Origin of the sequence: Streptomyces sp. NBC_01304, from assembly GCF_035975855.1 — a bacterium.
Lineage (GTDB): Bacteria > Actinomycetota > Actinomycetes > Streptomycetales > Streptomycetaceae > Streptomyces.
The window spans coordinates 1-22,001 of record NZ_CP109055.1 but is presented as its reverse complement, the minus strand read 5'-3'; the positions used below and the strand labels follow the sequence as shown (position 1 = coordinate 22,001).

The following is a 22,001-nucleotide window of genomic DNA, read 5'->3' as shown; positions in this document are numbered from 1 at the left end:
TCGGGTGGCCGCACGCTGTCGAAGGTTGCTTTGGAGAGCCGCCTGCCGGCGGAGGGATCGTGGAGGCCGGCTACTGGGACGGTGCGGCGATCTGGCTTGTGACCTGGTTGCCGGTCATAGCACCGGTCCATAGGCGGACCTTGGCCAGGTCTCCGGCCAGGTAGTTGCCTGTCTTACCGCCGACTGAGCCGCTGCCGGCTGCGAGGATGCCCGCGCCCTGCTGGACGCCCACCAAGAAGGGATCCTTGCCGTCCTCGCTGCCCTGCTGAGGCGCCGGGCCGACGTACAGCTGGGCTACACCGAACTCCTGGCTGCCGTCTTCGGCGGTGAAATCCTTGGTCGCGTCGAAGACACCCGTCACGTTGACCCAGGTATCGAATTCCTTGGGGCCCACCTTGTCCTCGGCTGGGGCGAGCGCGGTGTCGACGACCTTGCCGCTGGCATCGACCGCCGTACGCCCGAACTTCCACTGGTAGACATCGGTGTCGACCTTTTCCACCCACAGCGCCCAGGAGGATTCCTTGCCTGCGGGGGTGGCCTGGCTGGCCACCAGCCCGCGGTAGCCCACCGGCTTGGCCGCCAGCAGCGTCTTTTTCAACCGCACCTGCGCGGACACGGTGAACGAGCCGGTCTCGTCGACCACCGGTCCGGTGGTGGTGGCAGTGCCGGAGGTGCCGTTGAGGACGAGAGCTGTGGTGTTGTCATCCCCGTTCAGGGCTGCTCCCGAGGCGGAAAGGGTCATGCCGCCGCGCTGGTAGGGGAAGCTTTTGCTGTTCGGGTCGTCGGGGTCTTCCTTGCTCTCGGGCATCGAGGTCCCGGTCGCGTTTGCTGCGTCCCAGTGGGCGACCAGCTCGTTGGCGGGCACACCGTCTTTCTCCAGCCGCGACTCGAGGCGGATCTGCTCTGTCTTGTGCGCCTCCTGCCACACCGCGACCTCGTCCAGGCGCCCCAGGAAGTACTCCGAGCCGGTGCCGTCCTTGACCGACCGGCCGAACTGCAGGCCAGCCGTAGCAGTCCACGGCTCGTAGGTGGCTGCGGCTTTGGCCAGCAGGACCGGTTCGCCCTGCGGGCGGCCGTTGACGAACAGCTGGATGGTGTCGTTGGCCGGGTCGGTGTCCGGCTGACCGTCCTCGCCCTCGGTCTTGTACACCGCGGCCAGGTGCGTCCACACCCGCAGCGGCGGGTTCTCCGCGTCCGCCATCGACCGGATGTACACCGGGCTCTTCAGATCCCTGTCAGTCCGGTTGAACACCCACTTCTTGTAGGCGGCCGAGTAGTACAGGGTGAACGCGTTCGCGTCCTTGCCGGGCTGGGCCAGCACCACGTGATTCTTGGTGTCGTCCGTCAGATAGGCCCAGGCCGATACCGTGAACGAGTCCCCGGTGTTGACCGCGGGCGCACTGGTCGTGGCATGGCCGACCTGCTTCGCAGCGTCGGTGAGGTTGTCGTTCAGGCGCAGGGAGTAGTCCCCTGCGCCGCGCCGCCCGAGCGTGGACCAGCCGGTGGCGGCCTCGTCGTGGATCGTCACGTCGTGGCGGGTGCCGACTTCGCCGGTGTCCTTCGCCACTGTCACCGCATTGCCGGGCTTGCCGTCATCGAAACGCCACCGCCCGGTCGGCCCCTGATCGAGGCCGACCTTGAACGTGAAGAGGGCGGCCGGTCCCCAGCGGACGCGGCCCTCCTTGTCGAGTACCAGGTCGCTCGACTTGACCTCGAGGGTCTGGGTGCCGGACAGCGCTGGGATGACGGCGCTTTCGGTCCACGGTCCGTTGGTGACCGTGGGCTTGACCGTTTTGGTGGCCTTTGCGTCACTGGTCAGCAAGCGCCATTGGTAGGCCTTGACGTCCTTGTCCGCAGCGTTGGGCTTGAAGGTGAAGATGCCCGGTGTGCCCGGAGTGCCGTTCGGCGCGCAGTCGTTGGTGACGCAGGTGGTGTAGGGGCCGCCCGTGGTGATCGTGGGCTCCAGCGTCGACTTGGTATCGACGCGCAGGTAGCACCAGGAGGAGTAGGGCGAGAACAGGTCGCCCGACTTACCGCCATAGACCCAGTGTGACTGGGTGCGTGCCCGGAAGCGGTACAACCCCCCCTCGGCCCGCTTGGTGGTGATCGCCGTTTCCAGCGTGCCGTCCGGGTCCCAGCCTGCCTCCGGCTTGTAGTCGCTCCACACCTGTGACCAGGTGCCCTTGGACGTGTCGTCGCTGGAGCGCTCCATGTAGAACTCGGCCTGCAGCGAGCCCTCCTCCTCGCCCTGGTGCTGCTCCACCAAGGTCTGCACCCGGGCCTGGACGGTCGGCGTGAGCACCGTGACCGTCTGCGGACTTGTCGGCGATTTCTGGCAGGGTCCGGCCTCGTTGCCGGTGCCGTTGATGGCACCCACCGAGGTCGGCACACCCGGCTTGTGCACGTAGTTGACCTTCAGCTCCGCGTTGTTGTCGAAGCGCTTCCAGGCCCGCGGGTCGCCCTCGTCCTTCGCCTTCAGCATGAGGGTCAGCCGGTCGAACTTGCCCGCCGCGAAGGCCCTGACCGTGGAGACCAGGTTCTCGTCGGCCTCATCGGGGTTGTCGTTGAATTCGATCCACGAATTGGGCTGCGAGGGGCTGCACAGGTCGGCGCGGCCTGCCGACACGTAGCGGTCGCCCATCTGGTCCAACATCTTCGGGCCCGGCCAGCGAGTGCCTTCACCGAAGTTGTCGGTGCGCTCCAGGTCCACCCAGTGCGGATCGCAGTTCCACGACCACGTCTCATACGCGCGGAACGTGGCATCCAGCACGTACTTGCCCGACAGGGCCCCCGGACCGAACTCGAAGTACATGCGGTCCTTGTAGGCGCCGTTGCCGTCGCGCGGGCAGGCGTAGCCGTCGGCGTATCCGCAATACCCCACGCCCTTGGGCTCGGTGAACTTGTAGAACTTGTCCCCGTCCGAGGACAGCTTCGTCCACTCCGAAAGCCCCAGCCCCACCGACGGGTCGATGAACACCGGATAGACCGTGTCCTTGCCCCGCAGGAGATCCAGGTCCGGCTGCACCGACACCGCACCGTCCCCGACGGCTACGGGCAACTCGGCGGTGACGTTGCCCTCGTCGGGCTGAGCCGGATCATCTGTCTGCTCGGGCAAGGCCTTGACGTTGCTGGTGGTCCTGCTCTGCGGCGCCGGGGTGGGGACGGCGGAGTCCCACATCTGCCCGGCCGGCCCGCGGAAGACGGCATTGCCGTCCGCATCCACCGCGCGCAGGCCGCCGCCCTCACCCGGCACCACACTCAGGCCCTCGCCCGCAGCGGTGAGCCGGATCTTCTCCAGCTCCGAACTGGCCGCTGCCTCAGCCGACTTGACCACCAGCACCTCGCGGTAGCCCTCGGCCGTCGCGGTCAGCTGCAGATCGACCCCCTTGACCGGCACATTGGCGTACGTCGCCGCCGCACCGTCCAGGGTCGGCTCCGGCAAGGCGCCCGGCCAGCCCAGCTTCAACTGCCGGTCGCCCCTGGACAGGCTCAGCATGCCCGCCCCGCTACCGCCGGCGGAGAACGACAGGTCCACGACCGCGGCCTTCGGGGCAATCCGTCCGTCCGCACGCTTCTCCAGCGTGATGTCGACATCCCGCCACGAGCCGTCCTTGGCCCGGGCCCGCTGAGGCTGCGTCGCCTGCGTCAGCGTGAACGTACCGTCCGGATTGGCCAGCGTGGTCGTGTACTCGGTACGCGCCGCGGTCACCTCCACCGGCTCCCCGCTTGCCGCCGCCCGCTGCGAGGCGCTCTGCTCCGTGAGGCCCCCGGCCTGCACCGCTGCCTCAGCCGCCGGAGCCGTAGCGAATGACGCGACAGGCATTACCGAAAGCAACGCCCCGACGGCAGCCACCCATCCAACCGTGCGTCTCGCACGGTCTCTTCGCACACGGGCATGACGAAAACTTCGCCCCAACACCACAGTCCCCACCCCAGCGTCACCAAAAGTTCACGAGCGAAGTGGAGTTAACGTCCCATCAGTTCCCCAAGTCAATGTGGGCCACATCACACCATCGCAAGATGGCATGCCTCTGAGCTGCGAAAACGCCCGGAGATGCCCGGCCTGTGCACCCCTCATCAACCGGCAGCCTGGCTACATACGGTGTTCAACGCGCAAGACAAATGAGCCAGACAGCCAGGAGGCCTCCGGGGGCGCCTGCGCACCCCCATGCGAGCTGTCATCCAGCAAACATGCAGTAGCTTCAGCACAGTTGCCGGCGGTGCTGCCCGCTGGTCGAGGAGCGCGGGAGCGCATAGAACACGCCAAGCGCTTACCCTTCATCCGCTGACGGTGACTGTCTGCAGTCGAAGACTCGCTGCTGCGCCGCAGGGGGCATGCAGGCGCCCAGAATTCGCCTGGGAATCATGACCAACACACCCTCAAAGGGCGGCAATAGAAAGTGTGATCAAGGATGCTGCCCCCGTGCGGCGGCCACCGTAATGGCCGCGAACTCCACATCCACCAGGTACGGCCAGGACGGTGAGCGGGTCTCGAAAGGGTGACACCCCGGTACTCGGCGAACCGTGGGCCGGCGCAGCGCCGTCCTCGACGGCATGTCCCACCTTCATCTTGAGCAGCCCGGCCTGACCCGGATCACCGTCGAGGGCGCCGATGAGGAGACCGTGCTCGCCATCGCGCACGCGCTCACTGCCTGCCACAACATCTCCGGGCCACTCCCGTCGCGCCCGATTCCCGGCGAGGAGCGAGTACACACCTGGATGTACGCCCACACCGAGCCCGCTGCGCCACAGGTTCCGGAGCTGAGCACCGACACCTGTATAGACCAGGCGAGTCGACCGCGTGCGGCCCCGCGAGTGAGTGCCTGCACCCAAGCCCTTGTTCGCGGCAAAGAGCTCGGCAGCGACCGGCTGGCGGACCGCCATCGAGGGTCGCCGAGGCGGTCCTGCAGACCTGGAGCAGCAGGCACGGCGAGACGAGCAGGGGAGTGAAGGCCCGGGGTTGGATGGACTGACGAGAAGTCCTGCCACGTGAGGTACAACTTTCGTTGTCTGTGGTGCAGTTGGCCTGCTACCGGTATCCTGTTGCCGTTCTGTACGTGCAGAACCACCTGCGGACGGCTACCGCAACTGGCAGAGGGAAACTGGGGAATGAAAAAGAGAAGGAAATTGATGGGGCTCTTCAGCCCCACCCGATGACTTCCATCGGCTCTACCCCAGCCTTGCCAAAAACAGCCCGCCATTCCCGCCGTATCCCCAGGTCAGAGGCCCTTCTCCCGCTGAACTAGCAGGGACGCCCCGGTCGTTGCGATTCCCTGCGAGTCGCCGATGGTGACCGCAGCGGCCGGACTGACGCCGGACCTTCTGAAACTTCCGCCCGCCGCGGCCTGGGTCGTGCTGCTTCTCGCGGTGGTCGGTGTGGCCCTCAAGGTCTACCGGGGCATTGCCCAAGAGCGCAGGGCCAACCGCCAGGAGCAGACCGCGAGAGCCGACGCCGAACAGCGGCGTGTCGACCGGCATCGGCTCACGGACCTGGCAGCCGCCCCCGGTACGCCCCCTGAGATCCGACGGGCCGCCCTGGAAGCTCTGCAGACATATGGGCCGGAGGCAGCGGGACCGTCTCCGGGAGGCGGCACTCAGCCGCCTGCCTCCCGGGCGTGACTCATAGCCCGAGCCGAGGGCGGCGCAGCGACGGCAGCCGCGCCGCCTGGCCCTGCCTCGCACAGGGTCGACCCTCTGTGCTCCCGGGCTTCTGTGTCGTGGACGGGCGGCGCTATGCGGTGGTGTTCGCGAGCGCGGCCAGGCCGGACTCCCGCATCACCCGGTCTGCGGTCTCCTGCAGGGTGCTGGCGGCCGGGATCACGGTCTCCACGCCGCCGGGCAACAGGTCCAGGGGCCGGTACCACTCGGCCAGGACCTCCGGGCTGACTTCGTCCGCGATCGGCTTGGTCGCGTGCCGCGCGAGGGTCTCCTCGTACGGCACATCGAGGTAGTAACAGTGGGCGCGGCCCCGGTAGTCGGCGAGCAGTCCGGCGAGCATCTCGCCGTAGTGCGCGACGTACAGGAGCCCTTCGAGCACCGTGTGGAAGCCGTGCTCCATCGCATGACGGACGGTGAGGTCGATCAGGCCGATGTTGGCGCCGCCGACGACGTCCCGCTCGCGCAGTACGACGCGGCGCAGGTTGTCCTGGCCGACCAGGGCGATGCCGCGTCCGTACCGATTGCGCAGCTCGGCGGCCACAGAGCTCTTGCCGCTCGCGCTATTGCCGCGCAGCACGATCAGCGTCGTATCGGAGGGGGAGGAGAGCGTCGTCACCGGCATGAGGCTATCCACCAGGTCAGGTTGGCGGAGGCGTTGTCGTCCTACGAGTCGCCGGTGCTCATGGAGCCGCGCCTCTCCCGGCTGTCGGGGGTCGCCTGGGTGGGGTCTTCCTCCTGCGGTAGAGGAGCATGAGTCAGGGCTGGCCCGATGAGGCCAGCCCTGACGGTGGTGCACTTCGGGTGGTGCCTGCGCTTCAGGAGAGCAGAGGCAGGCCCAGGTCTTGGTTCTCGTCGCTGAGCAGCTCTTGCAGAGCTCCGGCGCAGTGGCGCAGGTGCTGATCCATCGAGTTCATGTTGCCCAAGACCAGAAGGAGTCCAGTGGTGGCGCCGGGTTGGTTCGACCCGTCGCGCAGCGTTCGGAATGCCCGCGCCTGGAGCGATCGGACCTCGCGCAGGGTGGCTTCGGCGGTATCCCTTGTGAGAGTCCGGTTTCGCACGACCTCTTCGAGCTGGCGGATCAGATGGCTTGCTCGCGTGAATTGACCTGCCGCCTGGCGCTCAGGGCTGGTGACTCGGATCTCCGAGTCGATGAGCTGGCGTCGTGACTGCCTCAGATCCTTGAGCAGCTGCTGCAGCATCTCGAGGGCGTACTGGACCTGGCCGTTGTCGTCCTGGCGCTGGGAACGGGCGGCCGGCTTGAGGTTGATAGTGGCCGTCAAGGGGGACCGCAGACGCAGCACGCTCAGGTTGGAAAGGCCAGCTTCGCGATGCAAGGCTCCGCTCAACGAGGTCAGCATGTCCTGGTCGGCGTCGGTGAGCAGTTGGTCGAGCATCTCGTCGCCAGGCTCCGACGGGTTGCGGGCGTGAGTGTCGGTCATTGTGTGCCTCCCGTCTGCAGGCCCAGGATCTGCTTGAGCCGGGTGCGGGCCCGGCAGTGGTTCTGCCGCACGGCTGCGACGGTCATCTCAAGCGCCTTGCTGGTCTCTTCGTAGGTGAAACCGTCCTGGGCCCAGGCCATGACCTGTTGTTGCGTCGGCGGGAGCTGGGCCAGGGCGTCCAGGACACGCTGGTTGCCTTCCTTGAGGGTCACTGTGGCGACGGGGCAGGTGCCACCCGGCCGGTCGGGCACGGGATCAACGGGTCTAGTCCTGCGGTCGTTCTGCTTCAGATAGCAGCGATGGGCCGTGGTCCGCAGCCAGGCCCGCGGAAACTCCAGGCTCTCCCACTTGTCCGGCAACGCCGCGATGAAGGCCTCGTGCGCGGCATCCGCCGCTTCATAAGGGGACGCACCCAGGCGCATGAGGAACCGGGTCAGGAACGGCATCTCCTGCTTGTACAGCTTGGCGAACTCGTCCACCACCGGTGCCGCAGGCATGCGGCGTGGTCGGCTGTCGCTCCCTCGCACCGCTGCCGGCAGGGGCGGCCTTGGCGAGGCGGGCAGTTCAGCCATGGTCGCCGCCACGCTGGGCCTTGGGCGTCCCTACCTCGATGTCGACTCGCCAGCCGGAGTTGCGCTCGCGCAGACGGCTGCCGGGCGGGAGCGACCGGGTCCGCTCGCTCAGCCCCTGCTGGCCGGCCTCAGCCACCTTGATCTGGGCGCGGCCGGTGATCCATGCATGGACCACCCGCAGGAGCCACACCGCGAGCGCCCCCATCAAGGCGATCAACACCGGGTCCATGCCGGCCTCCGTTCTGCTCGGCGACACCCTGCGCGCCGCGTACACCCCCTAGTGCAGAACACCACCGCAGATGTGACATCGGTTCCTCGCATCGGAATCCCGGCCACCTTGTGCCGTGCTGTCCGAGTGAACAAACGCTGGGCGGCGGGTCATTGATCGCACGCCTGCTGTCTTCACGGGTACAGAGGACAGATGATCACCAGCCGTATCCGCAGCCGCCGCTCATGGGCTCTCGTCGCCCTGCCGTGCGCCCTGTTCCTCTCCTTCGCAGCCGCGCCCGCGGTGTCTGCGGATGTCCCGGCGGGGCCGGTGCCGTTGAAGACGTCGCTGCAGAAGGCCGTCGCCCTGCTGCCGGTGGTCGAGGAGATCCTGATTGCGGAGGCCACCACGGAGGTCACCCGGGCGAGGGCTGCGCGGTGACCGAGGGGGAGTGGGTGTCGTACTACGACGACCAGACGATCACCGGCAATCCGGGGCATCAGATCGACATCGATCACATGGTATCCGTAGCCGCGACGGCCTAGTTGGGCGTTCTCCCATGTCAGCACGTCACCGGTATGCCGGAGTCCGTACTGCCGGCTCCTCCGGGGGAGATCCTCACGCGCAGCGCACTTATGACGCTGCGGGAGAGCATCGATCGCTTGGGCGCGTACCTCCACCGAGTTGGTCCGGACATCCACTGAGGTGGTTCGGAGAACGCGTGTACGCCTGTGTGGCCTTCAGGCAGCAGGCACCACAGCGTCAGTTGCGGTGCAGCCGTGCACACCGGCTGGAACTTGCATGCGGTGGGCGCCTCCCAAAGGTTCGAATCGTGCGCCGGCGGGGCCGCCTGCCACGAGGCCCACCGAGGCGTGGTGTCTAGGTCGACAAGGGTGCGGTGTAGGCCCTCATGTCCGGGGAACAACAAGCAATCGTCGCCGAGGTCGCCTCCGGTGCTTGAGTGGCAGACGGACAGACGAGTCCTCACCCGTTGTGGCCGCGACGGGACCGGCGGGCTGGTGCTGTCCGGCTGTGGTGTTGCTTCGGCCGCGGCCTTGCGGTTCCGATAGGCCGTCTGACGGCAGGCGTTCGAGCAGAAGAGGCGCGGTCTGCCCCCGTGCATCTGCCCGGGAGATGGTTGATGCAACTCGAATTGAGCTTGGCACTGGGCGCAGTGCCTGGTCAGGGGCGGGACTTCCTGCCGCGCCCGCCCTGCGTCCGCTGCACGGAACTCGTCAACCACATCGAGGACGTCTGAATGCCGCAGCTTGTTCCTGGCCCTATGAAGCAGCCCCTGTACACCCTGCTCCGAGATCCCCATCTCGGAGGCGACCGTCGCCACAGGGTGCCCCTGGAAGACCATGCGGAAAGCCGAGGCCTCGCGGGGCGTGAGCCTGCGCAGCACTTCCTCGATCTGGATCGAGGAAGTGCTGCGGTTCGCCGTGGGATCACGGAAGGTGTGCTGCCGCCTCACTGCTGCCCCCTCTCCCCAGCCATCGGCAACTGCACGGTGTCGGGGCGCAGCTCCGTCAAGGCCTCGCGGACCACGGCGACTTGTCCGGCGGTGAGGTTGATTGTCGAGGGCTGCGGCGCGACGGCGCCAGCCCCTGAGGGCTGCGCCGGTTCTCCAGCCGGGACTGCCTCGCCAGCGGTGTTGCGCCACTTGCCCCACGGCAGGAAGCAGGACAACGCACCGATCACCTGGCTCAGCCCGACCAGGACATCCGGCACGTCCTCCGCTTGCGTCTTGTCGAGCACCGCTCGGATGACCCAGGCCACGAGGGCAGCCAGGACGACCACGAGCGCGATGACGCACACCACGTAGATCAGCGAGCCGGAGAAGAGACCGGCAGACAGCACATACACGAACGACCTCCGAGACGCGAAAAGCCCCGGTCAGCAGACCGAGGCTTGGAGACGACGGGCAAACAAAAAAGCCCCCGCCTCCCGGAGGGGGAAGCAGGAGCAGCAGGGGTGCACAGGTATACCCGCGCGAGGACGAGTCTGCCATGAAGCGCGCCCCGAGTGACGCCCCGCCTCCACCTGCACCTTCTTGGACTGCAAGGACTAAGGAGGGAAGCACAGGTTTCGTAACGCACGCTCAGGCGGGCCAGCCCGAATTACTCGACAGCGGGCAGCGCCGCCGGCCGGGCACTTGGAATGAGCGAGTCACGCCCGACCGCGAGTTCCGGAACGTACTTGTACAGCGTCGTACGTGAGACGCCCAGCAACTTCGCAATCGAAGTGATGGTGTTCTCCGGGTCGGTCAGCAGGCCGCGGGCGTGACGGATCTGTTCCTCCGTCATGGCGGGTGGCCGGCCGATCCGCTCACCGCGGGCTCGCGCGGCTGCTAGGCCCTCGTGGGTGCCTTGCATGATCGATTGTTGGACGCCCTCTTCCGATGAGAGTTCACCTGCCATGCTGAGCAGCTGAGTTCCCACTCTTTTCCCCTTGGAGAGCAGACGTGGACTTGAGCGCCACCGGCGAGCCCGTCATCGTGCAGGAGGACACCCAAGTCGATGTCGGTGTTCACCTTCGGCCGGGCACTTTGACCCTCACCCAGAACGGCCTGGACTTCGCGGTGTGGCACGCCTTGGTGAGGTTCGCCTCTGTCCAGGCGAATCCGTGGACAGCGCAGGAGGTCAAGTTCTCGGCCCAGGACCCGGACGGTAAGTCCGTGCCATTGACCGTGGATCTACTCAACGACGCCTGCGACGGTCCCAGGGCTGGCGTTCCCGCCGGGATTTGGAAGGTCGTTGCCCTCGCGGCGACCTCCGCCGGAGATGTCGGCATCACCTACACGCCCCCTGGCCCGAGCCTGATGTAGGGGAGGTGGCGAACGGTGTGTCGGTGAGCTCCGACTTCCGCTGCCCCCTGACGGTCGTGCGGTCCGGCCTTCATGGCCGGCGTGCCGATCGGTTTCGAGGTCCTGGAACGCCTGCACCTGATGGGCGCAATGAGGGCCCGACTTGCTTATGGGCGGTCCGGGTCGTAGAAGGTGCCCGCGTCGGTGGAATCCCCGAGGACCTGCTCGTCAGACTCGGCGTGCTCCACGTAGCTTGCCGAGACGGGCGCGGGCGTGACGGGTTCACCTGTGGTCTGACCTGCGCTCACGGTGGCTGCCGCCGCTGCGTTCTCCTGTGCAAGGGCATTGGCGCCTTGCACAGGAGGTGGGAGCGCCCGCGGCAACGGACGAACCCGCAGCATGTGGCTGACCGTCCGGACCAGGACAGGGCCACCGCCCCGAAGACATGGCTCGGGAACTGTGTGCCCTAGCATCCATGGGCCTTTGGCGTTGCGGGATGGCGGACAAACCATTCGGATGAAACGAAACAAAGTGGCGTCTGACCTGCACCTGGGGCTGCGCGCATCCGAATCGGAGGGAGTCGGCGGGCATTTTCCCCAGCCGGTAGGCGGTTGGGGCACCTCAGAGCCGACTTCAAGGCCGGTACGTATCCGGAAAACGAGTGCCCTGGAAGCTCCTGTGCCGGGCGGCGGTTCATGTCACGGTGAGTACACGTCAGGGGCGGCAACCCATGACGTACCGTCAACGACCGTCCGGACCAAGGAATTTGACCATGACCCGATACATCCCTGTTCAGAATGCGCCGGTGCCCGAGGGCGCCTTCTGTATCGGCCTGCCCAGCGGCCGGCGCTTCGCCGTCCCCGCACTCCTGCCCGTCGGCACCCTGGTGATCGTGCTGGTCTCCCTGGGGTACGACGTGTCCGCCGCTATTGCGGCGCTCCTGGCAGTGGGCGCTGCTTCGCGCGAACTGACCCGCGCACGCTGACGAGTTCCTCAACCCCTTGGCGGTGCCGTTCGACGGCACCGCCCCGTTGGCCGTTGAGGAGCAGCGATGCCGCGGTTGGAGAAAGACATCGACCCGCAAGCCCCGTATGCCGGGCTTGCCCACCAGCTGCGTGGTCTTCGCAGGAGCGCGGGGAACCCCACGTACGAGTCGATGGTGGCGCGGGTGGGGGACTACTCGGTGACGACCTTCTCGAAAGCCGCCAGCGGCAACGTGCTGCCGAAGCTGCCGGTCGTGCTCGCCTATGCGAGGGCCTGCGGCGGCAACACCCAGTACTGGTCGGAACAGTGGCTGATCGCTCAACGGCCGGGCCCCTTGGATGGCCTGAGCGCCCTGCCCATCCGGTCGACAACACCTCCCGACCCCGGCACGGCAGCGACCCCCGGTGAGTTCGTCGAGCTACTGCGCGACATGCGGACGTGGGCGGGCGAGCCCTCGTTCAAGCAGTTGAGCAGGCGGACCGGATTGGCCGTGAGTACTCTGGCCGACGCACTGAGCCCGAGCCGATCAACCGTGCCAAGCAATCGGGTGGTCACCGCCCTGGTCTCCCAATTCCTTCACCTGGTACATCGGAGCGGGCGCCCGCTTGCCATGGAGCCAGAGCTGGTACTGACGCAGTGGAACAGCACTCGGCAGGCTCTCGCTGCACGGCGAACGCCGTCGAAGCTGAGCGCCACGCGAGAGCGAACCACTGCGTACGCAACGACCCAACCCCAGCCCCAACTCGGCAAGCAGCAGAGGGAAGAACGCGGCCGCCCTTGGCGGCCCCTGGACGGCCGCCTCGCACCGGAACGGCGGAAGCTCGCCGAGGCGCTCCGTGATGTGTGCTCCTCATCGGGACTGAGTCTCCGTGAGCTCTCCCGCTCCGTCTGCATGAGCCCCTCCGCTCTCTCAAGGCACCTGAGCGGGGAGCGGATCCCCTCTCCGGAAGTGATCAGCGCACTCATTCGGAGGATCACTTCTGACTCCCCGGCAGTCGAGAGGGCACGGCACGTGGAGATCTACAGGCTGCACGCGCAGGCAGTGGAAAAGACGGGCAGTACCTTCGAGCAGCTGCGCCTGCGGCTGCAAGAGGAGGAGGCGCAGCAGGCCAGGCTGACCCAGCAGATCAAGTTGATGGAGGAAGAGCTGGACTCCACCCGGATCGGCTGGCAGAAGGAGGTGATCGAGCTTCGGGAGCATGAGGAGGCGAAAGCCGCCCAGATCGGGGATCTACTGAGGCATGTCGAGGTGCTAAGCGGCGGCCCGCCTGGCCGGGAGTGGCTGATCGTCCGCCTTCGTCGGTCGGCCTGATGCCGACGGGGCACAGCACCTGAAAGGAGGCGGGGTGACATGCGGGAGCTGCAGTATCTGTCCATAGCCAAGCTCGATGACTTCTACGAGCGGCCGCGAAGGAGGCTCACGGATCGAGCCGTTGAGGCCGAAGCCAGTGTGTTGGGTTCTGGCGGTCGCGTCGCTGTGGGGGAGGGCGGGGTCGGGGAGCGAACACCTGCCGAGCGTCTGGAGCGCGTCCTGGAGCATCTGGAGAAACAGTGCTGGGCGCGCTCATGGGAGCCCGCGGCGTGCGGGCATCTTGGAGTCGATGCCTGGTTGGAGTTCCGTGGCCCGTTCCGCTACGGCGCCGCAGTCAGCGATGTCGGATTCCATGACCGAGGCGTCTTCGCCTATGCCTCATTGGAAGAGGGCTGCTGCCCGCACCGCGATGGTGAGTTCTGCCCCAACATCGAGCTGCTGCTGTGCGGTTCGAAGCAGCATGTACGGGCTCACCGTGATCATCCGCCGACGAGGATGGGATCCGGCTCGGATTGGCTGCACGCCATGGCAGCCGACCTGGTCCAGCGAGAGGCCCGTGGAGACACGACGACTCCTGAGGCATTGGCCTCTACCGGGCTGAGTGACCAGGAGTTCGCGGCCAGGTCCGCCTTCTCCATGATCTCTCGCTTCTACCGGACTCCTGGGTACCTGCGCGGGCATGCCCGCGTGTTGTGCAACTTCCCGCCGCAGCGGCTGCAGCACCGGATGATCGTGGCAACTCCCTTGTACATGGAGGTTGGGGTGCAGCCGGCTCCGCCAGTCACGTCGACACCTCACGCCGGAGAGACTGCGCGCCACCGGCGCTGGTGGCGACCACGACGCTGACCTGGGGCCGGGCAACAGGGCGCTCGAGGAGTTCACGGGCGGCGGTGCGGCTGACCAGTGTGTCCAGAGAGCTTCTGCGAATCTGCGCGCGGTCGAGGGCGGGAGAGCCTTGACGATGACGTGGGCTGGACACTTGCCCCATGGGACCGGCAGAGGCCCCGGGCCCGCCAACACATGTGACGGACGTGGGCCAAGGCGTGATGGCCCTGCCCACAGGCGCCCGTGCCCACCGGTGTGGCGCCCGCTCAGCTGATGATCTTGTGGAAGAACAGCACCGAGGCGGCGAAGGCCGCGCCTGAGGCGAGCGCCCCCTGGGCGGGGGCGGCGCCGCCCAGGACGGTCAGTACCCCGGCGGTGGCCGCGGTCAGGATGCCGAGCAGCAGGATGAGCGCGGCGCGCTGGCCGAGCAGGGGATCGCGGTCGTTGTGGGCCACATCAGCTCCGTGGGGAGAAGCACGACCAACAGCGCAGTGGCTGCCGGTCCGGTTGCAGATGCTGTAGGCGATCGACCTCGAGATCCCCTCGCGTGATCCATGCCACAGCAGAAAGTGCCGGAAGAGGCGAGGGGAGAACCGTGTGACGGCCCTATGACGTACTGATGTGAGGCACCCTCAGGCAACCAACGAGCCGGCCGCTACGCGAAGGAGTGCATATGTGTGACGAGGCAGCGGGGACTGCCCGCCATAGCGGCACTCCCACCACCGACGACGCCGAGCTCCACGCCCTGGAGGGCGAACTCGACCGCTTCGAGGCGCTGTTGGCGCCGCACGCAGCCGAGGAGAGCAGGCCGGAGCGGGCTGAGCGCCGCGCCCGGGACGCCGAGGTGGTGGAGATCCTGCGCGTACAGGACTTCACCGGGCCCTTGTTCAACCGGTTCGCCGGCCAGCTGATGGAGTACGCCTGGCCCGTCCTGCTCAACTGGACTGCCAACGAAGAGATCTTCCGCCAGGCCCGCCTGGCCGGCTGCCCCATCCCCGCCGGGCTGATCATTCCCTGGACCTGGGAAGACCGCTACGAGGTGGTCACCGACTCCGTCCTGGACGGCATGGACACCTTCCGCGGCAACGCCCTTGCGCGCAGCCGCTGGAACCCGGCCAAAGGCGCCGCACTGAAGACCTATTACGTCCGCGCCTGCATCTTCGCCTTCCGCAAGGTCTACGGGGCCTGGAGCATGGACCGCGCAGCCTCCCAGGGCAGACGGGCCTACACCGGACTCGACGACGACCCGGTGCTCGCCATCCCGGACCAGCGCGCCCCGGACCCCTGCCACACCGCCGTCATCCACGACGAACTCGACCGCATCCTGCCGCTGGTGACCACCCCGGAGCTGCGCGCCGCGCTGGCCTGGCGGGCGGCCGGCTGTACGCAGGAAGAGGCCGCCGAGCGTGCGGGGCTGACGGCCAAGGCCCTGGAAGGCCGTCTCACCCGGGTGCGCACCAAGGCCCGCGCGCAGAACACCGAAGGGGGAGCACGATGACCACCACGACAGGTGGAGCCATGGATCTCAACCGTGTTGAGAAGAGCCTCGAGGAGTTCGACGCCCTGCTGGACTCCTCCACCCTGGGAGCCCCCAGGGTGCGGGCGGTGCGCAGTCACACACCCGAGGCCATGCGCGAGGAGCTGGCCGCCCGGCTTTCCGACCGCAGTGCCCCCGTGACGGATGCCGCCGAGGTCCTGCGTGCGCAGAGGGCCGCCGGGCAGGCCGCACCGAGTGCCCCGGCGCCGGATGCAGTCCCGCGCCCTGTGACACCCCGGTCAGCCCCGATGGGCATCGACCACGGGACCTGGACGGCCCGTGGTCCGCAAAGCGGCATCAGGTCACCACATGATGTTCCCCGTTATCGCTTTCTGGTATTGGGGCTGGAGACATTCCATGCCCGAATTACTGACGAATTTAATTGGGGAACACCATTCTTGCCCGAAGGGGTGTCAGAGAAATTCGGGTTGAACCGGCAACTCTGTTTTGTGCTCCGAGGCGGGGTGCAGGAGTCACGTCGCATGGCGGCAATGTCGCTTCTGGCTGGCCTGGTGGATTCGGTCCGAACTGACTGCGAGCCGTTCCTGACGCGCCTGCGGCGAGAGTTGACCACGATGGGGTGGGCCAGAGGATTTGGGGCTGTTCCGTTTGTCTGCCCGGTGGAGCCGTCGAAGACTGGGCAGCCGGGGACGGACCGGGTCGGGGAAAGCAGTATTGGACGCTTTGGCATGGGGGTGAAACTTGCACTGGCCTGCTCCGGTTCCCTGGTGGGGGAGCGGCCCTTTGGTGCCCATGTGACTGCGCGTTCATTCCTTGGCAGTCAGCCTGCCGCAACGTCCCTGTACATCCAGGGGCATTACTGGAGCGATCCCGTTGGTTTCCTTGACGGTTGGCTGCAGCGAGGCGGAGCGTATCTGTGGCGCCTGGACGGGGAGCGGGCTGCATACGCAGGTATTGCTGCGGATTGGTACGGGCAGACACAGAGGGCGCAGCACTGGTGGTACCGGCTGGCAGGCCGTTTCACTCCTGTGGGTGGCCACCGCACACGCGACAGTGTTGAGCCGGCCAATCGCCTCACTCCAGGCACGAACTACGTGTGGTGCAAGAGTGCTTCGTCCCAGACGAGCGACGGCAACCGCTACTGGCTGCGGACAGACCTCGACACCGAAACCGTCTGGCACCGCCAGTACGTGTCTGCCTTTGCCCTGTCTCCCTGGGGCAACGACCGAGCCAAGGACAATCGCGGATACGTCATCCCAGACTGTTGGAGCGGTCGGGGCAGGACCGCAAGCATGTTCCTGGCAGCGCACGAAGCGTGGAGAACCACTGCTGCATCACGCGATCGGGACCATGTGACAGCGCACTCGATCCATCCGTTGGCGCCCACAAATCAGCATGGATGCCTGCCGGAGCAGACATGGTGGAACGACTTGCGGGACGCACCGGATCAGCGATCGGCCATGGCTCTTGCACTGGCCTGCGCAGGACCATTGCCCAATGACTGCGGGCCTCATCACTGGCTGGAAAGACTGAGCAAGCTTCTTGCCGGCACACGTGCCCGACCCGCGTATCCATCGGACACGTCGGTGTGGGACCTCGTCACGATTGCTTGGTCGACGCCGCTGGCATTGCCTGCGCCAGCCAGAACTCCACATGGACAAGCGGCAGCGTCCCTGCGGGTCATGCGGGAACGTGAACCTCTTGCCGCGGCCGGTGGTACAGCATCCCCGTGGCTGCTTGCGGAATCGTCGTGCCATCTTGAGACGGCTCAGGGGGTGACCATGGTGCGGGCAGCCAGCTGCCTGCTTCTGCTGGCCCCACCAGAACCGATTCCCGTTCCCGCAACCTTCACCTATCGCAGCGATGACCCGTACGCGGTGCATGCCGTCTTCGAGCAGCCGGCAGGACACCAGGTTCCCTGGACCTTTGCCCGTGACCTGCTCGTTGAGGGAATGAACGGCGTCGCTGGATCGGGAGACGTACAGGTATGGAGGGCAGACGAACCAGCGGGCAGCCAGGAAGGGCATTGGGTGAACATCGCACTGAGCGTGCCCCAAGGAGAGGCCGTACTGCAGATGCGGCAGGCCGACCTCCGTCAGTTCCTGGACCGCACGCAAGCACTCATCGGCTACGGCAGCGAGCATTCCCACATGCAGGTGGCACTGGACATTGCTGCCAACGAACTACTGCACCGTGCCACGTCTGCCGGCACACAAGGTGCTCGCATCCTCACGGGCGATCCAGGTGAAGGTTTCACCGTCGGTGAAAGGTCAGAGGCTGTGGACGATCCCAGGCCACCAGTTGTGCGTGAACGGCCTCATCAGGGTTGCTGTGCGGAGCTGGAGCAGTCAGTCAGGAGCGCAGAGCATGAGCATCACAGCGGCTGTGACCCTCTCTAGCAGGTAGCGGTGTAGCCACCAGGACGCCAGGGCCGGCCGATTGGATGTCCCTGACGGGCCATGTGCCAATACACCGGCTGGACTCACCAGGCTCGAGGGATCTGGGATGAGCTGAGCCTGTTGGGCACGCAGGTGCGATCGAAGAACGGCTGTGTCCGGATCGTTGCAGCGCGCCTCTGGCACGGGGGACGGTGCCGAAGAAATCCTCTATCGGTGTTCAGCATTTGGGGTTGCGTGGCACTCTTTACTACGTGGACCGGCTGAGGCTGGTTGCATCGCGGTGCCTGGCATCGCGGTTGGGATAGATGGTCTGTCTCCGCGCTCCGGCCAAGAGACTCAGGGACAGACCAGCCAGGCGGGAGCTTTGAGCTCCCGCCTGTTCCATGCCTGCCCCTGGTGCCCCTTGGTGTCCCCAAGACTGGCCGCCGCTGCCTGCAGGAAGCACAGTTGCCCAGGACGTATCGGTCCGAGCACCGCAATCCACGTCCCCCTGAGTGGCCAGTGCGCCTGCACCTGGAAGACACGAACACGTCACTGCTGTACGCCGGCCAACAGGCCTGTCCTGGTCGACTGCTAGAGGCAGCGCAGATCACGAGCGCAGACGGTCGGCCCTGGCAACCGCTGGAAGGGATACCAGCACACCTGCTCTCGATGCTCGACTGCTGTTGACCAGGAAGCCAGATGACCGCGTGCCCCTGGCGGATCGACTGCTCAACGCGTCAGCCGATTGCTAGAGATAGGCATGCGTGTCCTGGCAGAGGACGACTGGCCCCTGCCAAGGACCTCCAGGCGGCAGCATCCGGTTCGTGCAGCAGCTCGCAGTGCCCCGGACAAGGAGTTCGTCCACTGGTCACTGTCATCGACGGACTGGACGAGGTGCTGCAACACAAGACGGCACCCGTGGGGCCTGTGGGGTACTGAAGCAGCACGGGCACCCCGGCCGGCTGCTCGCTCCGAAGCAGCTCTGCGCCCCGCCTATCAACCGATGCTCGGCAACTCCTAGCCTTTAGAACCGAAGAGGAACCAGCACCATCGCGGAAGCTGCTGCCCTCCTCCACACGCGGCCAACTCGGTCAGCGCGCAACATGGCAATTTTATCCGGCTGTTGAGAGATGATGCCGGTTCCCGTTTGGCAGGCCATCCAGCCAAGAAAAACCAGTGGAGCATCGAACGCCGCTTCCCAAGGATGACGTCCTTCCCGTTGAACGACCTCAAAGATGATTCATGTATAGGGAAATGAAATAGAGAGGGTGCTCCACCGTGCACCCTTGGCGGAGAATGTTCGTGGTACTGAAGCATCTTGTTGAACTCATCTAGTGCAGCGCCTTCGGCGTGGATCCCATCGACGGTCCTTCCCTCTATTCGCTGCTCTCGAATGCCGTTGAGGCGGAGGGATCTGATGACTCATACCTCATGTCTCCGTACTGGGCCATTCCAAAAGGAGCCCACTTCTGCACGGCCGGGACGGACTGCGCCGGAGTGCACAGGATCATCGCACCGGCCGACGCCAACCGTTATGCCGGCAACGAACTTGCTTTCGGCACTCCGGAGACCCCATGGCGCATACATGTATGCGCCCGCGCAGCGTTGTGATCTTGATCCTCCGGGTTCGGCGACGCCACACGCGCCGCACCCTCGTCCCCCCGGACCCGCCCGCTGTTGACGCATCGTCAACAGAAATCAGACGGGCCGGGAACCGCCGATGCGCCGATAAACACGGGATTGGTGGACGGGCGGGGCCAGTTGGGGCCATCCTGTTCCGTGGCGGACCCTCGAGTCTCTGGCCGGAGCGCGCGGCGGGACGTCATATCCCATATAAATCAACCGACTTGGAACTCCCCGGAGACTCCTCAGTCGGTCCACGACATCAGGACGATCATGACGATCCTGCCGTTCTCCGAGGAACCGCAGCTGAGGCCCTGCCGAGTGACCCGAAAGATCGCAGATGAGCTGATCCGCCGGGTCACACGGCACTTCGCCCCCGACGAAATCGAACTGACCACCCGCTACCCCATCCCGCGCGACCGACGCACGGACCACAACCCGTGCGTCACCACGACCGGGGGGACGCTCGCCGAGCTCCTGAACGACCCCGGGATCACCGGGTCGGTCCCCGGCGACACGGCCATCGAGCTGTCCGACCTGACGATCACGGCCCGCAACACGACCCGCATGATGCACGTGGAGATCACCAGGAAGAAGGTGAGCGCCCGTATCGAGGGAGCCGACCGGGACTGGGTCCAGGCCCGCTCCAGCGAGGTACGCCAAACCCTGGAAGGCAACCACCCGTGGTGGGCATGGTGGCGCACCCCACGCCGACGCGGCTTCCTCGGACTCGGCCTGGCCCTCGACGTCGCGGCCGCCGCCCTGTGGTGGGCCAGTACAGGCAACCTCCCGAACTCCGCGCCCGCGATGACCGCCAGCGCGGTCACCCTCGTCCTGATCCCGCTGATCTGCTGGCTCATCACCAGCCGCTTCACCAGCGTCCGCATCGGCAAGACCGACCCGGTCTGGTTCTGGCAGCGCTGGACCCCCGGCGACAAGATCGCCTGCGCGGCCCTCGCGGTCGCCGTCATCACGCTGGGCAGCCGCCTGCTGTCCCCGGACCCCTCCGACGAGGGCCAGGCGCCGCCCCGCACCCCGCACACCGTCGCCATGGACCGTGAACTGCGATGACCCCACCCCCTGAACCACTCAGCCGCGGGCCGAACCCCACACCCCCGGGGTCCGCCCCGCGCAAGCCGTCCTTCACCGAGTTCTACAGCCGTACCTACCCCCAGCTCGTAGCCCAGGCATGCACCTACACCGCGAGCCACGACTGGGCCCTCGACGCGGTCCAGGACGCCTACGTCGCCACCTACCTCCGCTGGGACGAGGTGGACAACCCCACCGCCTACGTCGCCACCGTCACACGCCGCAACATCTACTCCCAGACCCGCCTGCGGTCCCGCATCACCCTCACCGCACACCCGGAGGACACCCAAGACCTCCAGGCACCCGACCAGACCGAGACCGTCGACCAGCAGGACATGCTCCTGCGAGCCCTACGGCAGCTGCCGTACATGCAACGCACCGCCCTGGTCATGTACTACCTCGAGACCTGGACCATCGACGACCTCGCCGCAGCCCTCGACATCACCCCCAGCACCGTCCGAGCCCACCTCACCCTCGGACGACGCCGGCTGCGCAAACTACTCACCACCGGGCACCAGCCCGAGCCCCACACCCCGCCCACGAACATCACGGAGCACAAGACTCCCGACACCACCCCCGCCCCGCACCGCCACGAACCCTTCCACGACCTCTACGAGCGCTACGCGGGACTCGTCTACGACTACATCTACTTCCACACCGGCAACCCGACCACGACCGAGCACCTCACCCGGGAGACCTTCCGCCAGGCCGTGTCCCGTACCACCCGCGAGACCGGCCAAGACCAAGACCCCCACGCCTGGCTGATCACCATGGCCCGTACCCTGCTCACCAACCAGGGCACCACCCCCTACGGCGGCCGTAACCGCCAGCACACCGCCCTCACCCCGCCCAGCACCACCCAGGACACCCCGGCCCGCCCGACCGCCGTCCTCCAAGCCCTGAGCGCCCTCACCCCCGCCCAGTACGAGTGCATCGTCCTGAGGTTCCACCAAGGCCTCTCCGCCGCCGAGGCGGCCCGCATCATGGACCGCACGGAGGCAGCCCTCAGAACCCTCCAACAGCGCGCTCTGCGAACCCTCGCCCAGAACCTCGAACCGGGCACCACTTCCCCTTCGAACCCCGGCACCCCCGAGACACCCCCACGCAGCCCCCGCTCCACAAACCCACCCATGCTCACGAGGATGATGACCGCCCTGGAACGGCTGCTACCGGCACCCGATATCGGCCTCATCCACTGAACACCCCCGGCCCGCCGGCCCGATCGTCAGATCGGCAGCCGACGGGCCTTCTCATGCCCAAAACCCGACACACACCACAGAGAACCCAACGAATTCCAGAAGAGCCAACACACAGAAAAATAGAGAGATTTATCGCCAGATAAATCAAACAAGCCTCCAGACAAACAAAACTGACTTGCCGTCAGGCAAGAAACATAACAGAAAAGGCCGCGCCAGCGGCCTAACCCACCCCCACAGATTCGCCGCCAGGCGAATCAACACACCCCACAAACAACCCACTTGATTTGCCGTCAGGCAAATCAACACGCAAAACCAAGGGCCGCGTCAGCGGCCCGACATAAACCACAACGCATTCGCCGTCAGGCGAATGCACGCGGGCGTGAAATTCCGTCAGGAATTTCTTTAGA

22 protein-coding genes are annotated in these 22,001 nt (G+C 66.4%); 11 read left to right on the top strand and 11 right to left on the bottom strand.

Translation table 11 applies throughout. The features are described 5' to 3' along the window. Positions 1-70 precede the first annotated feature (70 nt). Complete coding sequence (locus OG430_RS00100; RefSeq protein ID WP_327350272.1) at positions 71-3,823, bottom strand: LamG-like jellyroll fold domain-containing protein; 3,753 nt, start codon at positions 3,821-3,823, stop codon at positions 71-73. Between the two features lie 731 nt (positions 3,824-4,554). Between OG430_RS00100 and OG430_RS49370 the strand changes: the two genes are divergently transcribed. Continuing rightward, a complete protein-coding gene (locus tag OG430_RS49370; protein WP_442816419.1) occupies positions 4,555-4,950 on the top strand; it encodes a DUF6207 family protein in 396 nt (131 codons plus the stop codon). 336 nt (positions 4,951-5,286) lie between these two features. Continuing rightward, the gene (locus OG430_RS00095) at positions 5,287-5,619 is read left to right on the top strand and encodes a hypothetical protein (RefSeq protein ID WP_327350271.1); all 333 of its coding nucleotides are present in this window, start codon (positions 5,287-5,289) and stop codon (positions 5,617-5,619) included. A gap of 112 nt (positions 5,620-5,731) precedes the next feature. On the opposite strand, the gene OG430_RS00090 is transcribed toward OG430_RS00095, so the two are convergent. The 4 genes from OG430_RS00090 to OG430_RS00075 form a co-directional block, all read right to left on the bottom strand. Then, positions 5,732-6,280: an AAA family ATPase gene (locus tag OG430_RS00090; RefSeq protein ID WP_442816678.1), complete on the bottom strand. Its 549-nt coding sequence runs from the start codon at positions 6,278-6,280 to the stop codon at positions 5,732-5,734. A gap of 193 nt (positions 6,281-6,473) precedes the next feature. After that, entirely contained in the window at positions 6,474-7,097 is a 624-nt protein-coding gene (locus tag OG430_RS00085; protein ID WP_327350269.1) for a hypothetical protein, read from the bottom strand. After that, the gene (locus OG430_RS00080) at positions 7,094-7,594 is read right to left on the bottom strand and encodes an RNA polymerase sigma factor (RefSeq protein WP_327350268.1); all 501 of its coding nucleotides are present in this window, start codon (positions 7,592-7,594) and stop codon (positions 7,094-7,096) included. Before OG430_RS00080 ends, OG430_RS00085 begins: the two co-directional genes overlap by 4 nt. Positions 7,595-7,661: 67 nt before the next feature. Further along, positions 7,662-7,898: a hypothetical protein gene (locus OG430_RS00075; RefSeq protein ID WP_327350267.1), complete on the bottom strand. Its 237-nt coding sequence runs from the start codon at positions 7,896-7,898 to the stop codon at positions 7,662-7,664. Positions 7,899-8,090: 192 nt separating this feature from the next. On the opposite strand from OG430_RS00075, the gene OG430_RS00070 reads away from it, so the two are divergent. Beyond that, entirely contained in the window at positions 8,091-8,318 is a 228-nt protein-coding gene (locus OG430_RS00070) for a hypothetical protein (protein WP_327350266.1), read from the top strand. Positions 8,319-8,439: 121 nt separating this feature from the next. On the opposite strand, the gene OG430_RS49365 is transcribed toward OG430_RS00070, so the two are convergent. The 3 genes from OG430_RS49365 to OG430_RS00060 all read right to left on the bottom strand — a co-directional run bounded on the left by OG430_RS49365 (position 8,440) and on the right by OG430_RS00060 (position 10,252). Then, a complete protein-coding gene (locus tag OG430_RS49365; RefSeq protein WP_442816677.1) occupies positions 8,440-9,282 on the bottom strand; it encodes an RNA polymerase sigma factor in 843 nt (280 codons plus the stop codon). A gap of 65 nt (positions 9,283-9,347) precedes the next feature. Next, the gene (locus OG430_RS00065) at positions 9,348-9,743 is read right to left on the bottom strand and encodes a hypothetical protein (RefSeq protein WP_327350265.1); all 396 of its coding nucleotides are present in this window, start codon (positions 9,741-9,743) and stop codon (positions 9,348-9,350) included. A gap of 254 nt (positions 9,744-9,997) precedes the next feature. Beyond that, on the bottom strand, positions 9,998-10,252 hold the full coding sequence (locus tag OG430_RS00060) for a helix-turn-helix domain-containing protein (RefSeq protein ID WP_327350264.1): 255 nt from the start codon (positions 10,250-10,252) through the stop codon (positions 9,998-10,000). A gap of 89 nt (positions 10,253-10,341) precedes the next feature. Between OG430_RS00060 and OG430_RS00055 the strand changes: the two genes are divergently transcribed. After that, positions 10,342-10,704, top strand: coding sequence for a hypothetical protein (locus tag OG430_RS00055; protein ID WP_327350263.1), 363 nt, complete (start codon positions 10,342-10,344; stop codon positions 10,702-10,704). Between the two features lie 146 nt (positions 10,705-10,850). On the opposite strand, the gene OG430_RS00050 is transcribed toward OG430_RS00055, so the two are convergent. Beyond that, positions 10,851-10,991 (bottom strand): hypothetical protein, encoded by a 141-nt coding sequence (locus OG430_RS00050; RefSeq protein ID WP_327350262.1) that lies wholly within the window; start codon positions 10,989-10,991, stop codon positions 10,851-10,853. Positions 10,992-11,455: 464 nt separating this feature from the next. Here OG430_RS00050 and OG430_RS00045 point away from each other — a divergent pair, with 464 nt between their 5' ends. The 3 genes from OG430_RS00045 to OG430_RS00035 all read left to right on the top strand — a co-directional run bounded on the left by OG430_RS00045 (position 11,456) and on the right by OG430_RS00035 (position 13,825). Next, the gene (locus OG430_RS00045) at positions 11,456-11,668 is read left to right on the top strand and encodes a hypothetical protein (RefSeq protein ID WP_327350261.1); all 213 of its coding nucleotides are present in this window, start codon (positions 11,456-11,458) and stop codon (positions 11,666-11,668) included. Positions 11,669-11,866: 198 nt separating this feature from the next. Further along, a complete protein-coding gene (locus OG430_RS00040) occupies positions 11,867-12,979 on the top strand; it encodes a helix-turn-helix domain-containing protein (protein ID WP_327350260.1) in 1,113 nt (370 codons plus the stop codon). 39 nt (positions 12,980-13,018) lie between these two features. Continuing rightward, on the top strand, positions 13,019-13,825 hold the full coding sequence (locus OG430_RS00035) for an SAVMC3_10250 family protein (RefSeq protein WP_327350259.1): 807 nt from the start codon (positions 13,019-13,021) through the stop codon (positions 13,823-13,825). A 245-nt stretch (positions 13,826-14,070) separates the two neighbouring features. Here the strand turns inward: OG430_RS00035 and OG430_RS00030 are convergent, their stop codons facing one another. After that, the gene (locus OG430_RS00030) at positions 14,071-14,259 is read right to left on the bottom strand and encodes a hypothetical protein (protein ID WP_327350258.1); all 189 of its coding nucleotides are present in this window, start codon (positions 14,257-14,259) and stop codon (positions 14,071-14,073) included. A gap of 218 nt (positions 14,260-14,477) precedes the next feature. Here OG430_RS00030 and OG430_RS00025 point away from each other — a divergent pair, with 218 nt between their 5' ends. From OG430_RS00025 to OG430_RS00010, 4 genes are all read left to right on the top strand, one after another. Further along, entirely contained in the window at positions 14,478-15,302 is an 825-nt protein-coding gene (locus tag OG430_RS00025; RefSeq protein ID WP_327350257.1) for a sigma-70 family RNA polymerase sigma factor, read from the top strand. Next, positions 15,299-17,701, top strand: coding sequence for an SsgA family sporulation/cell division regulator (locus OG430_RS00020; protein ID WP_327350256.1), 2,403 nt, complete (start codon positions 15,299-15,301; stop codon positions 17,699-17,701). Before OG430_RS00025 ends, OG430_RS00020 begins: the two co-directional genes overlap by 4 nt. Positions 17,702-19,579: 1,878 nt before the next feature. After that, a complete protein-coding gene (locus OG430_RS00015; RefSeq protein WP_327350255.1) occupies positions 19,580-20,377 on the top strand; it encodes a hypothetical protein in 798 nt (265 codons plus the stop codon). Further along, positions 20,374-21,594: a sigma-70 family RNA polymerase sigma factor gene (locus tag OG430_RS00010; RefSeq protein WP_327350254.1), complete on the top strand. Its 1,221-nt coding sequence runs from the start codon at positions 20,374-20,376 to the stop codon at positions 21,592-21,594. The genes OG430_RS00015 and OG430_RS00010 overlap by 4 nt, the downstream gene beginning before the upstream one ends. A gap of 220 nt (positions 21,595-21,814) precedes the next feature. Here OG430_RS00010 and OG430_RS00005 read toward each other — a convergent pair. After that, a partial coding sequence (locus tag OG430_RS00005) for a hypothetical protein (protein ID WP_327350253.1) occupies positions 21,815-22,001 on the bottom strand: 187 nt, incomplete at its 5' end.